11 protein-coding genes are annotated in these 14,317 nt (G+C 67.9%); 4 read left to right on the top strand and 7 right to left on the bottom strand.

The features are described 5' to 3' along the window. Positions 1–213: 213 nt before the first annotated feature. Positions 214–348, bottom strand: a complete 135-nt coding sequence (locus BJ987_RS37910; protein WP_281070401.1) for a hypothetical protein — start codon at positions 346–348, stop codon at positions 214–216. On the opposite strand from BJ987_RS37910, the gene BJ987_RS30975 reads away from it, so the two are divergent. Next, a complete protein-coding gene (locus BJ987_RS30975) occupies positions 347–547 on the top strand; it encodes a hypothetical protein (RefSeq protein ID WP_209896617.1) in 201 nt (66 codons plus the stop codon). The two genes, BJ987_RS37910 and BJ987_RS30975, sit on opposite strands and share 2 nt — an antisense overlap. Beyond that, positions 544–939, top strand: a complete 396-nt coding sequence (locus BJ987_RS30970) for a PGPGW domain-containing protein (RefSeq protein WP_209896616.1) — start codon at positions 544–546, stop codon at positions 937–939. Before BJ987_RS30975 ends, BJ987_RS30970 begins: the two co-directional genes overlap by 4 nt. Here BJ987_RS30970 and BJ987_RS30965 read toward each other — a convergent pair. Beyond that, positions 878–4,024, bottom strand: a complete 3,147-nt coding sequence (locus BJ987_RS30965; RefSeq protein WP_209896615.1) for an AfsR/SARP family transcriptional regulator — start codon at positions 4,022–4,024, stop codon at positions 878–880. The two genes, BJ987_RS30970 and BJ987_RS30965, sit on opposite strands and share 62 nt — an antisense overlap. A gap of 121 nt (positions 4,025–4,145) precedes the next feature. Here BJ987_RS30965 and BJ987_RS30960 point away from each other — a divergent pair, with 121 nt between their 5' ends. Then, a complete protein-coding gene (locus BJ987_RS30960; RefSeq protein WP_209896614.1) occupies positions 4,146–5,117 on the top strand; it encodes an alpha/beta hydrolase in 972 nt (323 codons plus the stop codon). Positions 5,118–5,149: 32 nt separating this feature from the next. Here BJ987_RS30960 and BJ987_RS30955 read toward each other — a convergent pair whose 3' ends face one another. Together BJ987_RS30955 and BJ987_RS30950 are read right to left on the bottom strand one after the other, a co-directional pair. Beyond that, positions 5,150–9,073, bottom strand: a complete 3,924-nt coding sequence (locus tag BJ987_RS30955; protein ID WP_307869808.1) for a non-ribosomal peptide synthetase — start codon at positions 9,071–9,073, stop codon at positions 5,150–5,152. Positions 9,074–9,181: 108 nt separating this feature from the next. Next, positions 9,182–10,357 (bottom strand): baeRF3 domain-containing protein, encoded by a 1,176-nt coding sequence (locus tag BJ987_RS30950; protein ID WP_209896612.1) that lies wholly within the window; start codon positions 10,355–10,357, stop codon positions 9,182–9,184. Positions 10,358–10,543: 186 nt separating this feature from the next. Here BJ987_RS30950 and ilvD point away from each other — a divergent pair, with 186 nt between their 5' ends. Further along, positions 10,544–12,235, top strand: coding sequence for a dihydroxy-acid dehydratase (gene ilvD, locus BJ987_RS30945; protein WP_209896611.1), 1,692 nt, complete (start codon positions 10,544–10,546; stop codon positions 12,233–12,235). A gap of 36 nt (positions 12,236–12,271) precedes the next feature. On the opposite strand, the gene BJ987_RS30940 is transcribed toward ilvD, so the two are convergent. From BJ987_RS30940 to BJ987_RS30930, 3 genes are all read right to left on the bottom strand, one after another. After that, positions 12,272–12,586, bottom strand: coding sequence for a hypothetical protein (locus BJ987_RS30940; RefSeq protein ID WP_209896610.1), 315 nt, complete (start codon positions 12,584–12,586; stop codon positions 12,272–12,274). Positions 12,587–12,804: 218 nt separating this feature from the next. After that, a complete protein-coding gene (locus tag BJ987_RS30935) occupies positions 12,805–13,410 on the bottom strand; it encodes a hypothetical protein (RefSeq protein ID WP_209896609.1) in 606 nt (201 codons plus the stop codon). A gap of 222 nt (positions 13,411–13,632) precedes the next feature. Further along, the gene (locus BJ987_RS30930; RefSeq protein WP_209896608.1) at positions 13,633–14,121 is read right to left on the bottom strand and encodes a DinB family protein; all 489 of its coding nucleotides are present in this window, start codon (positions 14,119–14,121) and stop codon (positions 13,633–13,635) included. Between the last annotated feature and the right edge of the window lie 196 nt (positions 14,122–14,317).

Below are 14,317 nucleotides of genomic sequence, written 5' to 3'. Positions count from 1 at the left end.
CGCACTCTGATCACCTGCCGCGTCCGTTTTCGAGGACGGACCTTCGCCGCCGTGCTCGCCACGACGCTGGTGGCGGCGCACCTGATCGAACGAGTCGGACTGGGCCGCGCACTTTTCTGACCGCCCAGAGTTTCGGTAGCGAACTCCTGCGTCTGCTCGAACTGGCCAGCGTTAGGTCAACCGCTCGTGCGGCTCGGTGACGAAACGGTGGTTTCAGCAAGTCTTGCGGACGTAGCCCGGATCGCCCGGGGCGGATACCTCCACGTCGCGGAGCACGATGCTGAACCGGCTGCCGTAACCCGCGCATGCCGCCGCCAGACCCGGTTCGGTGTATTCGATATCGGTCATGGGACGCGACGCTGAGGACGCGGCCGCCTTCATTTTCGGCTTCGGGCCGATCCGCTTCTGGCTGCGCGATACCGAACCTGCGGCGGTCGACGCCGCGCGGCGGGCAGTGGTAGAAGCATTGCTGCCGTATGAAATCGATGGCGCGGTTCGCCTGCGGGGCCCGGCTTGGCAGTTCGCGGCAACCTGGCCCGGAGTGTGACGGCCCCGGAGCCCTCGGCGAGCACGGCGGGTGCCCCGATAACCAAGCGGCAGAAGGCTTTCCATGCCATGCCGCGGGTGATCGCACGGCGCGAGCGCCATCGCAGGCGGTCGTTGTTCGTCCGGGTGCCCGTCGCCACCGCGGGCATCGTTCTGGGTGCGACCGGGATTCCACTGCTGCTGATTCCGGAATTGGGGATCCCCGCCGTGCTCCTCGGTTTGCGGCTGCTCGCACTCGAATTCGAGTGGGCCACCTCGGCGCAGGCGTGGCTCGAGCGGCACTATGCGAGGACGCGGCACTGGGTCGCCGGGTGGTCGACTGGCGCGAAAATCACAGTGACGCTGGCAGCGCTGGCCGGGAGCGCCGGTTTGATGCTGGTGTTCGTTCGGTAGCGCCCCGACCCGCGGGCGACAGACCGAATCGGGCCGCGATACTGTCGAGTGCGGTATCGCGGCGCGAGCCCCGGGCATAGGCCTCGAGATAGCGGCGTTCGCCGAGCGTGGTGCGCAGATCGCCTGTGACAGCGGCCAGATCGGGATCGCCGGGCTCCGGTGTGCCGAGCAGGGCGTGGGTGATGGCAACCAGTTCGACAGCACGGACGGGGTGGCCGTCGAGCAGGTGCCAGCGGGCGAGACGAGTGGTGACTCTGGCGCTCAGCGCCGGGTCGGACGCTGTCGCGGCGGCAGCGCAGGCCGAAGCCAGATGGGGCAAGGCCGTCGTGAAGTCACCCGAATCCATCATGAGGTCCGCTCGGACGCAAGCCAGCCGCACGCGGAAAAGCGGTTCTACGCAAGGGAACTCGATAGTGTGCGCATCCGCGAGGCGCAGCCGCAGCTCGGCCTCGCCGGGATCTGCGTCGCGTCGCGCCAGGTCAGCGAGCGTCAACTGTGCGATGGCGGCATAACCCGCGGTGGCACCCACGCTGGTGAGTGCGTGCTCCATTTCTTGTCTGGCCTTTGCTATGTCACCTAGCTGCCCGCGCAGTTCCGCTATCCGCGCGCGTTGCAGCAGGCAGTTGTCGCTGGGATCGAGTTCGCGCGCCAATCCGATGACATCGGTGAGATCCGCTATCGCAGAGGCGTATTCGCCGATCGTCGCGTGCGAATCGGCCCGTACGGTCAGCGCCCACGAAAGTCCGATGCGGTCACCTATCGTCCGAAATTTGGCAATCGCGGTCTCCACCGCGCTCATGGCTGTTCGGGGATCACCGCCCGCACCCGGCAAAACCCCATGCAGTAGTTGCAGCACCGCAGCGGTCCAGGGGTCCGGATGTGGTGTCCGGCGGTGCAATACCGTTAGACCTCGCGCAGGGCCATGACAGGCGGTCGCAACGAACGGCTCGATCAGAACGACGAGCGGGTGTTCCGCGGTACTCAGTTCGGCGAGTACGGCCGCGTCGACCTCGCGATCGGACCAGAGCTCGGTGGCAAGCACGTGCAACGCCGAGGTGGCTGCCGCGGCATCCGCCGGTGCCGACCCGGGTGTCGCCAGCGCCAATCGCGTCCCGTCGACCATGGCCTGCCGATCGCCTCGCAGCAACCAGTACATGCCCAGCGCGGCGCACAGGCGTACGGCCGTGTTCGCGTCTCCCGCCTCGTGGGCGTAGCGCAGTGCGGCCAGCAGATTGTCGCGTTCGAGATCCAACCGGGTCAGCCACCGCACCTGCTCGGCTGCGCGCAGCCGCGGTTCCGCTTGTTCGGCCAAGGTACGAAAGAACTGGGCGTGTTCGGCCCGGACTGTATCGAGTTCCTCGGTCTCCCAGAGCTTTTTGAGCGCGTAGTCGCGAATGGTGGCCAACATGCGGTAGTGGTGTCCGTCGAACTGCAATAGCGACTTGTCGGTGAGAGCGGCGAGGCCATCCAGCGAGGCGCCGGCTACGGTCACGGCGCTGTCGATCCCGATCGGGCCCGGGAAGACCGCCAGGCGGCGGGCCAGCGCCTGCTCGTCCGGGTCCAGTAGATCCCAGCTCCATGCGACGACGGCACGCAGTGTGCGGTGCCGCGGCTGGGCGGCCCGCCGGGCCACTGCCAAAGGTTCCGTACCGGTATCGAGACGAATACCCAGCTCCGCCAAGGGGATCGATCTCGCACGGGCAGCGGCCAGCTCGATGGCCAGCGGCAACCGATCCAGGCGCAGGCACACAGTTTTCACGAGAAACGCTGACGTACTGTCGAATCGGGGCACCGGAGGCATGTCACTCATCCGGTCCATGAACAGCCGGACCGCCGCATCGATCGACAGCGGAGGCACCGCGAACACGTGCTCACCCGCGAGCCCCAGCGGTTCACGGCTGGTGGCGATGATGCGCAGTTCGGGGCAGCGACCGAGCAACTTTTCGGCCAGCCGGGCGACCTCGTCGAGGACGTGCTCGCAGCTGTCCAGGACCAGCACCGTCGCCGCGGAGGGAAGAGATTCGGCTATCCGCACAAGGGCATCCCGAGGTGGTTCCAGCAGCCCGGCCGATCCGCTGCCGAGCATCGCGGCCGCAACGTGCACGACAGCATTCGGGTCTGCCACCGGGGCCAGGTCGACGATCCACGCTCGGTCGGTCATCGCGCTCGCCACCTCCAGTGCCAAGCGAGTCTTGCCGACCCCGCCGGGTCCGGTCACAGTGACGAGCCGGTTGACTTGAAGGAGGTCGCGCACGCGGGCGCATTCCCACTCGCGGCCGAGGAAACTGGTGTGCGGTGCGGGGAGATTGCCGCGTGGACGTCGGCCGGTTTCAGCCCGGAGGATGGTCAAGTGCGCGGACTGCATTTCCGGACCTGGATCAGCGCCGAGTTCTTCGGCGAGTCGGGCACGGATGCGTTCGTAGGCGCCGAGCGCTTCGGCCTGTCGGCCCTCGGCATGTAATGCACGCAGGTATAAGGCTTGCAACCGTTCTCGGTACACATGCGTCTTCGCGAGTGACGCGAGCTGCTCCGCGAGGCCGTCGCGCACGCCGAGGGACAGGACAGCTTCGGCGCGATCCTCCAGCACGGACAAGCGCAGCTCTTCCAGCCGGTCACGTGCGAAATCGGGTACCTCACTGGATAATTCACCGCTCCAGCAGGCGAGCGCCTCGGTCAGTACCCGGCCCGCGCGCTCATGCTCACCGTGCTTCAGGGCCGCTCGACCCGCCGCCGCCGCTTGTTCGAACCGGTACGCGTCCACAGTCTCGGGTCGCAGATCGAGGACATAGCCGCCGGGTAGCGAACGCAGGCAGGCGTCCGGCAGGAATCGACGCAGGCGAGAGACCGCGGAGTGCAGGGCGTTGGTGCGGTCGAACGGTCCGTCGCCGGGCCACAACGTCTCGGCGAGCGAGGTGGACGACACTGGACGGCCGACGTCGAGTGCGAGCCGAATCAGCAGCGTTCGCAATCGCGCTCCGCCCAAGGGTTCGCTCTGTGAGCCGCGGTGGACGGCGAGCGGCCCGAGAATTCTGATGCGCACGTCCGGCGCGGCCACCGGATGATTCGAGCCTGCGGAGCGTGACATCTATCGGAATTCCCTTCAACCGTAGGCGTATGCCGTACACCTAACATCAGTATGCACGGAACGACGAAACGCGCGTCCGTTGATCACCGGGAATCGGCGGTCGCCGGGGGATACTCCAACGATGCGCCGGCTACTGCGTTGCCTGGTTGTACTGATCGCCGCGACCGCTGTGCTGTTTCCGCTGCCGGCGACGGCTGATCCAGGGTCCGGGATACTCGAGGTCCGTCCGTTGGGCGGCCGCCAATTCGCGGTCGTCGTCTATTCGGCGGCGATGGGCCGGACGATTCCCGTGTGGGTCTCGCACCCGGGCGGCCCGGCGCCCGCGCTGTATCTGCTCAACGCGGTGGACGGCGGTGAGTCCGGTGGGCCGTGGACCAATCGCACCGATGCCGCGCACTTCTTCGCCGACAAACCCGTCAACGTCATCCAGCCCATCGGCGGTCACGCCTCCTACTACACCGACTGGCTGGCCGACGATCCGGCGCTGGGTCGGGTCCGCTGGTCCACCTTCCTGATCGACGAGTTGCCGCCGCTGTTGGAGAGCCATTTCGGCATGACGGGCCGCAATGCCGTTGCCGGGACATCGATGTCGGCGACCTCGGCACTGAATCTCGCGATCGAGGCGCCCGGCCGATACCAGGCGGTGGGCGCCTACAGCGGCTGCCCGCGCACCCATGATTCGATGGGCCGCGCGTATGTGTATTCCCAGCTGAGCCTGTGGGGGGCGAATCCCGCCAATATGTGGGGCGGCATGGACCATCCGGCCTGGGCCGCGCACGATCCGGTGCTCAACGCCGACAAGTTGCGTGGTGTGGCGCTGTACATCTCGGCCGGCGACGGGACCGCGGGTAAACACGACACCCTCGCCGCCCCGTCCATCGCTGGTGACGCCGGTCGACTGGCCGATCGCATGCTGGTGGGCGGCGGTATGGAGTCGTTCGTACGCAATTGCGCCACGGCGCTGACCGATCGACTCGCCGAACTCGGTATTCCGGCCACGGTGGCCTTCCGCCACGGCACCCACGCCTGGCCGTACTGGGAGGACGATCTGCACGACTCGTGGCCGGTGTTCGCCGCCGCCCTCGGGGTCTAGCCGACCACCACCCGCGGAACCACGAGTCGATCTCACGGCCCGTCGGGTGCCACCATCGGCCCTTCGACCCGCGCCAGATGGCGGTCGAGAATCGGCCCGATGACGGCGACCACCTCCGAGTTGGTCATCTGGGCGTGGGTCGCGAGGACCGGGTGCTCGATCAGCTCTCCGGTGACATACGGCCGCCACATCCGCGCGTCGAACATCTCGGTGATGCCACGCGTCGCCGAAAAGTAGAGCAGGTCACCGTCATAGACGTCCGGCCGGTAGTTGTGCGCGAGCATGACGCCCGCGACATACCCGCGATGCAGCCGCTCCAGCTGGCCCGCCGACAGTCCGGTGCCGAAGGACGCGCCCGCGATCGCCAGTTCGGCGGCGGCTTCGGCGGCGGTGATGTCCGGGGCGTCGTCGGCGTCCTCGGGTTCGTCACCGAGCAGGTGCGTCAACAGATCTCGCATGCGCGGGGCCGGCGGGGGCTCGGCTTCGGCGGGAATGACGACGCTGTCCAGCATCGCCAGCACGGCCACCACGGCGCCGCGAGCGCGCAGGCGTACGGCGATGGCGTGCGCGATCTGGCCGCCGAGCGACCAGCCGAGTAGATGGTAGGGGCCCTGCGGCTGCACGCCGAGCATCGTTTCGATGTAGCTGTCCACGAGTCCGTCGATCGTGGCGGGTATGTCCCCGCCGGCGGCGAGGACCGGCGCTTGCAGCCCGTAGATCGGGCGGTCGGTGACGTAGCGGGCCAGCCCGGCGTAGCACCACGCCAGCGGTACGGCCGAGTGCACGCAGAACAGCGGCGGCCGGGTGCCGCCGCGGCGCAGGGCGAGTAGTGCGCCGAGCGCGTCGTCGGCGGTATCGGTGGCGTCGTAGTTCGCGATCGCGTCGGCCAGCAGCCGCACCGTCGGACTGGTATAGAGCCAGCGCACCGTCACGGGCACACCGGCGGAAAGCTCCAGGTCGGCCGAAACACCCACGCCCAGTAGGGAATTGCCGCCGAGTTCGAAGAAGTCGTCGTCCAGGCCGACGGCGGTCAGCGCCAAGGTGGCGGCGAAGCGGTCGGCGACCAGGCGCTCCAGTTCGGTTTGTGGAGCCCGGTAGGGGCGCGGCGTCACGACCGGCGGCGTCAGGGCGGCCCGATCGACCTTTCCATTGCCCGCCACCGGTAATCGATCGAGCTGGACCAACGCCGAAGGCACCAGGGCCGAAGGCAATTCGGCGCGCAGCCGCCGCAACGTCGCCGCCGTGTCTATCCGTGCGGCGGCGACCACGTAACCCACCAGGCGTGCTTCGGGCCGTCCCGGGTCGGCGACCGTCACCACGGCATAGGTGATCTCGGGTTCGGCCAGCAACGCGGCCTCGATCTCGGCGGGCTCGATACGGCGACCGTGCAACTGGACCTGGCCGTCGAGCCGGCCGTAGAACTCGAACGCGCCGCCGGGCCCGACGCCCACCTGGTCGCCGGTGCGGTAGAGCCGCCCGCCGGAACCGAAAGGGTCGGCGAGGAAACGAGTCGCCGTGGCGGCCGGACTGCCCAGGTAGTAGTCGGCGAGGCCGAGCCCGCCGAGATAAAGCTCGCCCCTGGCTCCGTCGGGCACGCGCCGCAATCGCGAATCCAACACGACCGCAAGGGCTCCCGGCAGCGCGACGCCGATGGTCACCGGATCCTCGGCGGACATCGCCGCGGTCTCCGTGGTCATCACCGTCGCCTCGGTCGGGCCGTAACCGTTGAACAGCCGCACGTGCGGGGCCCACTCCGCCACCAGTTTCGCCGGGCATGCCTCCCCACCGATCGCCACCACCGTCAATGCCGGAACCTGTGCGGGTGACAGCGTGGACAGCACGGCGGGGGCGGTCTGCAGAATCGTGCAGCCGCTGTCCAGGATGAGCCGGGCCAGCTTGTCACCGGCGATCACCGACGGTGGCGCCACCACCACCTGCGCGCCCGCCGCGAAGGTGGGCAGCAGTTCGAGCAGATGGGCGTCGAAGGTCGAGGTGTGGGAGTGCAGCAGCACCGAATCTCGTTCGATGCCATAGTGTTCGATCAGGTAGCCGGTCAGGGATCCCAGACCGCGATGGCTGACCACCACACCCTTCGGAACACCGGTGGTGCCGGAGGTGTAGATCACATAGGCGGGGTGTCCCGGGCGCAGCGGCCGTGGTCGTTCCGCGTCGTCGACGGGGGCGGCGGAATAGTGTTCCACGTCGGTTTCGGGGTCGTCGAGCACCAGCCAGTCGATGCCGGTGCGTCCGACATCCGGCAGCTCCGCATACACCGAGCGGACGGTAAGCCCTTGTCGCGCAGGGGAAGAGGTCAACACAGCGGTGAGCCGCGCGGGCGGATCGGCGGGGTCGAGCGGAACGAAGCACGCGCCGGTCTTCGCGACCGCCCACAGCGCCAGCACGGACTCCAACGACCTCGCGATCGCCACAACCACGAAATTCCCGGGCCCGGCGCCGCCTGCCAGCAGAACCCGGGCCCAGCGCGAGGACGCCTCGTCCAGTTCGCGGTAGGTCAGGGTGCGGGTATCGCATCGCACGGCGACCGCGTCGGGCATCATGCTCGCGCACAGCAGCTCCGGCATCGTCCGCACCGGTCCCAGCGGCGGCCGCATCGTGGGCGCCGCCGGTGTGCGATCCACCGCCATGACCGGACTGTCCGGTTCGGCAGCCAGGAAGCGGGCGAAATAGTCCAGGAACATGCGGTGCCGCCACACCACCGTCTCGTAGCGATAGCGTGCCGGATTCGCCTGGAAGTCGATGTTGACCGACGTCTCGTCCGGTCCCGCCTGGTAGCCGTTCACCTGGAGATCGGCGACCGGCCCGAGCGCGAGCAGCCGGGCGTGCCCGATGATCGGACCGAGGCGCAACGGCTCCACCAGACCCAGCAGATTCACCACGGGCCCGAATCCGCTGAGGGCCGCCTCGTGCATACGCCGCATGTCCTCGTGCCGGTAGCGCTGATGTCGTAGCGCGCCGATCACCGTCGAACGCACCTGCGCGATGACAGCGCCGACGGTGCTCGCGTCGAGACCGGTCATCCGCAGCGGCACCACATTTGACATCGAGCCGCCGGAGCGCCGCAGCGCCGCGGTGGAGCGGGCCGGAACCGGCAGGGTGAGCATTGCTTCCGGGCTGCCCGTCAGGCGCGCCAGATAGCAGGCGAAGGCGGCGATCGCCAATTCCGGAAAGGTCGCGCCGTGCCGCGCCTTGGCCGCGGCGAGCAGTCGCGCCGTCGCGGTGTCCAAGGTGGCGGTCACCTGGTGCGGTCGCACCGTCGGCGGTGCCGCGCGCCCGGCCAGGCTGATCGAGTCGCCCCACCCGGCGAGCTGGTCTCGCCAATAGTCCCGGTCGTCCCTGGCTCGCGCCGATTCCCGGTATGCCCGTTCATCTTCCAGAATCTCGGCCACCGACAGCGCTCCGCACGCCGGGACGCCCTCGCCCGCCGAGTCGGCGCCGACCTGAGCTCGGTACAGCTCGGCGGTCCGGCGCAGCACGGCGGCCGCGCCGACGCCGTCGAGGACGATGTGATGGCTGCGCAGATACAGCAGATGCCGTTGCGGAGCCACCGCGAAGACCATGGCCACGGTCAGTTCGTCGGCCAGGGGATCGAGTGGTGTGCTGTAGTCGCGTTCCATCCGATCCAGCGCCGTCGCGACCGGGTCCCGCACCGTGGTCAGATCCACGCGATCGAAACGCAAACGCGCGGCGCTGTCGATGTATTGGCGCGGCGTTCCGTCGACGAGCCGGAACCGCAGCTGCGAGGCCCCGAGCTCCTGCCCGGCGCGGGTAGCGCAGTTCTCGATCAGTTCGACGTCGATCGGCCCGGCCAGGTCCAGGTACATCGCGACCGTGACCGGAACTCCCGGATGCAGTTTCTGAGCGAGCCACCAGGCCCACTGCGCCTGCGACAGCGGATAGCTCGGGCACACAGCAGCTTCGGGGACAACCGTCAACACGCCTCCTGGGCACCAGGCAGTTCCATGGCGAAACGCTGTGGGCAAACTTACGGCACACAGCGAGCGGTCATCGTTATCCCAGGGGTGAACGGCGAGTGCGAGCGCCCGTCAGTAGCGCAGTATCGCTATGGAGGTGGGCGCCGCGGGACTTTCGAAGAGTCCGGCGATCTCCTCGGGCGGCAGAATATGGACGGCGCCCTTGTTCTCCAAGGTCCGCACGGTGGCGTACTCGGTGAGGTCCACCACCGAAGTGCCCGGCGCCGAATTGGTTTCGACGGCGTCGTTCATTTCGTCGAATCGGCCCGGCTCCTCCGCGCCGGCGGTCAGCAGCAGGGTATCGACGCGGCCCTGGAACGCCGCCCGGACGACCTCGCCGATCGTGACCGCGACCTTTGTCGGGCTGTCCGCCAGCAACTCCGCGGCGCGCTGGAGAGCGGCGTGCTGTTCGGCTTCGAACTCCGGCTGCACCACCGCGTAGGCGGCGGCGTGCAGCCGCTCGGTATCGAGGGCCGCGGGGTTGGTGTCGACCGCTCCGGCCAGCAGCGAACCGAGGGTGGTCCGCTTCTTGAATTGGCCGGCCAATTCCGGGCCCGCGACCAATACCAGCGGAATCGACCGGTCGGCCAGGTGGCGGTCGACGGCGGAGGCGACCTTGCCCACCCATTCGTCGAGCACGGTCTTGCGCCAGTCCGCCGGGGTGTCCCCGTAGGCCTGGGTGGTCGAGCTGGCGTAGCCGCCGGTGTGCGGGCGTGCGGCGGGACCGCCCTGCACGCGGGTCTCGTTGTCGTCGTCCAGATTGTCGGTCGCGGTGCCCGGAAGCTCCGCACCGCGATCCTCGGTCATGGTGTATTTGGTGGCGTTGTAGAGGTGTGCGCCATCGGCCGTCATGGTGAGCACGGCGAATTCCCCGTCGGTGGCCAGCAGCGGCAGCAATGGCTTCACATAGAAGCCCGGCTCGATGTGCACCTGCTCGGTGAAAGCCAGCGGCACGGTGTACCGGTACTCGGTGCCGTCCGCGCCGAGGAACAGCGCCAGCCCCTGGCTCTGGCGTTGCCAGAAGGGATCGTCGTCGACGAGGGCGTTCGCCGGGGCCAGGAGCGCGTCGGCTTCGTGATTGCGCAGGCCTTCGGCGACCAGTTTGCCGTGCGCTTCGGCGATCAGATTCTTGAAGCGGATCGGATCCTGCCTGGTCTGCGGTCCGCCGGTGTGGGTGGGCAGGTAGAAGGACACACCGCGTCCGGGTGTGGCGTTGACGAGGGTGAATAGGTCGGACTGAGTGAACATCGGCCGTCCTGACGTTGAGTTGGTTCGTCGATCCCGATGTGGAACACCGTCGACCGCCCAAACTCCGGGCGGGTGTCACCCAGGGTAATCGTCCGGCGGCCGTGGTGCCGGGGCCGCACCACCCGGACGGGGGAGAGCCGAGGCGGCGCGGATAACACCGGGTTTCCCGGGTCGTAGACTTGCGCAATGGCACCCGAGTCCGGCAAGTCGTTCGACATCAAGCCCCGCTCCCGCGACGTCACCGATGGCCTGGAGAAGACCGCCGCCCGCGGCATGCTCCGAGCGGTCGGTATGGGTGACGAGGATTGGGCCAAGCCGCAGATCGGCGTCGCGTCCAGCTGGAACGAGATCACTCCGTGTAATCTGTCGCTCGATCGGCTCGCGAAGGCGGTCAAACGCGGCGTCCACGCCGGCGGCGGGTATCCACTCGAATTCGGCACCATCTCGGTGTCCGACGGTATCTCGATGGGGCACGAGGGGATGCACTTCTCCCTGGTCAGCCGTGAGATCATCGCCGACTCCGTGGAGACCGTCATGATGGCCGAGCGCCTGGACGGCTCGGTGCTGCTGGCCGGCTGCGACAAGAGCCTGCCGGGCATGCTGATGGCGGCGGCGCGGCTGGACCTGTCCAGCGTCTTCCTGTACGCGGGCTCGACGCTGCCCGGCAACGTCGACGGCAAGGACGTCACGATCATCGACGCCTTCGAAGCGGTCGGCGCCTGCATCAAAGGCCTGATCACCCGCGAAGAGGTCGACCGCATCGAACGGGCGATCTGCCCGGGCGAAGGCGCGTGCGGCGGCATGTACACCGCCAACACCATGGCCTCCGCCGCCGAGGCGCTCGGGATGAGTCTGCCCGGCTCGGCGGCTCCGCCCGCCCCCGACCGCCGCCGCGACGACTACGCCGTGAAGTCCGGGGAGGCGGTCGTCGAACTGCTGCGCCGGGGCATCACCGCGCGCGACATCATGACCTTGGAGGCGTTCGAGAACGCCATCACTGTCGTGATGGCCCTCGGCGGGTCCACCAACGCCGTGCTGCATCTGCTGGCCATCGCCCGCGAGGCGGGCGTCAGCCTGACCCTCGCCGACTTCAACCGGGTCGGCGACAAGGTGCCGCACCTGGGCGATCTCAAGCCGTTCGGCCGCTATGTCATGAACGATGTGGACAAGGTCGGCGGTATCCCGGTCGTGATGAAGGCGCTGCTCGACGCGGGCCTCATGCACGGAGACGTCATGACCGTCACCGGGAAGACCATGGCGGAGAACTTGGCCGACATCGAACTCGGTCTCGATGGCGATGTCATCCGTTCGCTCGATCAGCCGATCCACAAGACGGGCGGACTCACCATCCTGCACGGCTCACTCGCACCCGAGGGCGCCGTGGTGAAGAGCGCCGGCTTCGATTCCGATGTCTTCCGCGGGACGGCCCGGGTGTTCGACGGGGAGCGTGCCGCGATGGACGCGCTCGAGGACGGCACGATCGCGGCGGGCGATGTGGTGGTCATTCGCTACGAGGGCCCGAAGGGCGGCCCGGGTATGCGGGAGATGCTCGCCATCACCGGTGCGATCAAGGGCGCTGGTCTCGGCAAGGATGTGCTGCTGCTCACCGACGGCCGATTCTCCGGTGGCACAACGGGTTTGTGTGTCGGGCATGTCGCTCCCGAAGCCGTGGACGGCGGCCCGATCGCCTTCGTCCGCGACGGTGACCCGATTGTTCTCGACGTCGCCAACCGTCGCCTCGACGTGGAGATCGACGACAGCGAACTCGCCGACCGCAAGGCCGGCTGGGAACCGCTCGCGCCCAAGTACACCTCGGGCGTGCTCGCCAAGTACCGCAAGCTCGTCAGCTCGGCCGCGCACGGAGCTGTCACGGGCTGATACCTCGCGGGCCGTTATCCGCTCGGCCGGTGGGCATTACGGCCGACTGCCGACATTCTCGAACAGGGAAGGGCTTTCGTCGTCGGCGCGCGGCCGTTGCGGAGCGGAGCGGCGGCGCGCCGGTCTGGAGAGGGTCAACTCGGTGGGAGAGAACGCGAGTGTGTCTCTCGATCCGGTCGGCCGCACATGCAGGTAGTCGGGCTCGGCGGGCGAGGCGACCTCGACCACCACACCGGACCGGCCCTCCTCCATCCCGACAGCGTCGGCGGTGAAGTACACACGCGGTCGTCGTCCCGCTTCTATCGCGGCAGCGATCTGCTGGACCTGATTGTCGGACAACGAATTCACCATGGGCCCTCCTTCATGACCTACCCCTCCGAATCTACGTACCCAGCACCATGTTCCGCCGGGTGACGACCGAGGGATACGGGGAGTCCGCGACAGTCCGGATCGGAGCAACGCGGGATCGACTGTGCGCCGGGGCAACCCGTGTTCTGCCGTACCGGCGACGGTATCGTCGCACACCCGGGTCGGACGCGCTGCCGGTCGGCGGGCCTATCGGCCGAACCCTAACGCCGGAGTTCCCCCATCACCTGCTGCGCAATCATCCGCGTGGCACCGGCGACGGCGTCCTTGTCGATTCGATCACCCTCGGTGCCGAGTTCGATCTTCACCCGGACCAGCAGCGACAAGTTGCTGTCCAGCAGACCGAGTTCGTAGGTAAGACAGCCACCGGCGAACTGCATGAAACAGTCGACCGCGTCAACGGTTTCGAAGGCTTGCTCACCCACACCCGACACATCCGTCATCACCCCGCCGGTGCCCAGGAACTGCTTCCGCGAGTTCTTGTTCTCGAAGTACGAGGGTTCGCCGCCCGGGGCGTTGATGCTCGCCTGCACCCGTACTTCGGCCACATTGTGATCCTGGTTTCGGATCGTGCAGCGGAAGTGACCGCCGTGCGACGTGCTGGGCGGGCTGTCGGTCTGGTCGATGCCGCTACGCACCACAGCCCACTGCTCGAGCGGACTCGGGTCGACCACGTCACAGCCGTCGCGCAGCCCGGCCAGGGTGTAATCACCAGCGGCCGACGGCGACGACGCGGAACCGCCTATGCGCACTATCGCGACTACGATCAACAACACCACACCGAGGCCCACGGCCACGCCGATGATCAAGGGCGCGTTGCTCCGTGGTGGGCGACCGGGCGCCGACCGGCCGCCGTGGGGCCCCGGTCCATATGCCGGTGCGGGATACGGCTGCTCAGGGTAGTGATACTGGCCCGGCCCTGGATTAGACACTGAATTCCCCCATCGATTCGCTCGGTTCTATCAGCCGCGTGCCGTCCTGGGCAACTCACTCACCGTCGGTCCGGCCCGTAGATCGTCACGCTCAAAGTCTCACAGCAGGGGTTTGTCGATCTGTTCGCGCAAGATGTCACCGTGACCTGCGTGCCGGGCGAATTCCTGGATCATGGCGAGCAGTGTCCAGCGCATGCTGACGGTGCCCTCGCGGGGATTGTCCTTGGTGTCGTCGAGATCGAAACGGGACGCGATCTCGCGGGAACGTCGGCTCGCGCGTTCGAATTCGGCGATGACGTCGGCCAGCGTCTCGTCGTCGGCGACGGCGAAGGTGCCTTCGTCGCGGCGTGAATAACCATCGCATTCGGATTCGTCGAGTTCGGCCCAGAACCGTTGGAACCAAATGCGTTCCGCGGCGGCGGCGTGCTTGATCACCGAGATCGGCGTCGTCAGGGACGCGACGAGTCGTCGGCGGGCGTCGGTGTCGGACAGGCCGCGGACGGTTTCGATGAGCGCTTCGCGGTTGCGGTCGAGGATGTCCTCGATGATCGCTCGTTCGGTGCCGTTGGTAATTGGGTTGGTACTCATGGGCATTCACTCCATTTCTGTTGTGGGGACCGAGGTTTGGTGTGTCGGGGTCGAACGGCAGGGCGCCGCTCGACTCGGGCGAAGGGCAAAGATTCGGCGTCAGGGACGACCGGGGGAAGGGAACGTTCGATCCACTCGTCGTACGGATTGCACGGAGGGTGAGAAGGCGGACCGACGTCACGCCGCAGACCAGGCC

This window comes from Nocardia goodfellowii (genome assembly GCF_017875645.1).
In the GTDB taxonomy this organism is placed as follows: Bacteria; Actinomycetota; Actinomycetes; order Mycobacteriales; family Mycobacteriaceae; genus Nocardia; species Nocardia goodfellowii.
The sequence above is the reverse complement of the archived record's forward strand: the minus strand, read 5'-3'. Positions and strand labels throughout refer to the sequence as shown.

Excerpts from the sequence above, each read along its gene's own strand:
- BJ987_RS30975 (WP_209896617.1), top strand. The coding sequence starts at position 347 with ATGGGACGCGACGCTGAGGACGCGGCCGCCTTCATTTTCGGCTTCGGG.
- BJ987_RS37910 (WP_281070401.1), bottom strand. The coding sequence starts at position 348 with ATGACCGATATCGAATACACCGAACCGGGTCTGGCGGCGGCATGCGCG.
- BJ987_RS30965 (WP_209896615.1), bottom strand. The coding sequence starts at position 4,024 with ATGTCACGCTCCGCAGGCTCGAATCATCCGGTGGCCGCGCCGGACGTG.
- BJ987_RS30960 (WP_209896614.1), top strand. The coding sequence starts at position 4,146 with ATGCGCCGGCTACTGCGTTGCCTGGTTGTACTGATCGCCGCGACCGCT.
- BJ987_RS30950 (WP_209896612.1), bottom strand. The coding sequence starts at position 10,357 with ATGTTCACTCAGTCCGACCTATTCACCCTCGTCAACGCCACACCCGGA.
- ilvD (WP_209896611.1), top strand. The coding sequence starts at position 10,544 with ATGGCACCCGAGTCCGGCAAGTCGTTCGACATCAAGCCCCGCTCCCGC.
- BJ987_RS30940 (WP_209896610.1), bottom strand. The coding sequence starts at position 12,586 with ATGGTGAATTCGTTGTCCGACAATCAGGTCCAGCAGATCGCTGCCGCG.
- BJ987_RS30930 (WP_209896608.1), bottom strand. The coding sequence starts at position 14,121 with ATGAGTACCAACCCAATTACCAACGGCACCGAACGAGCGATCATCGAG.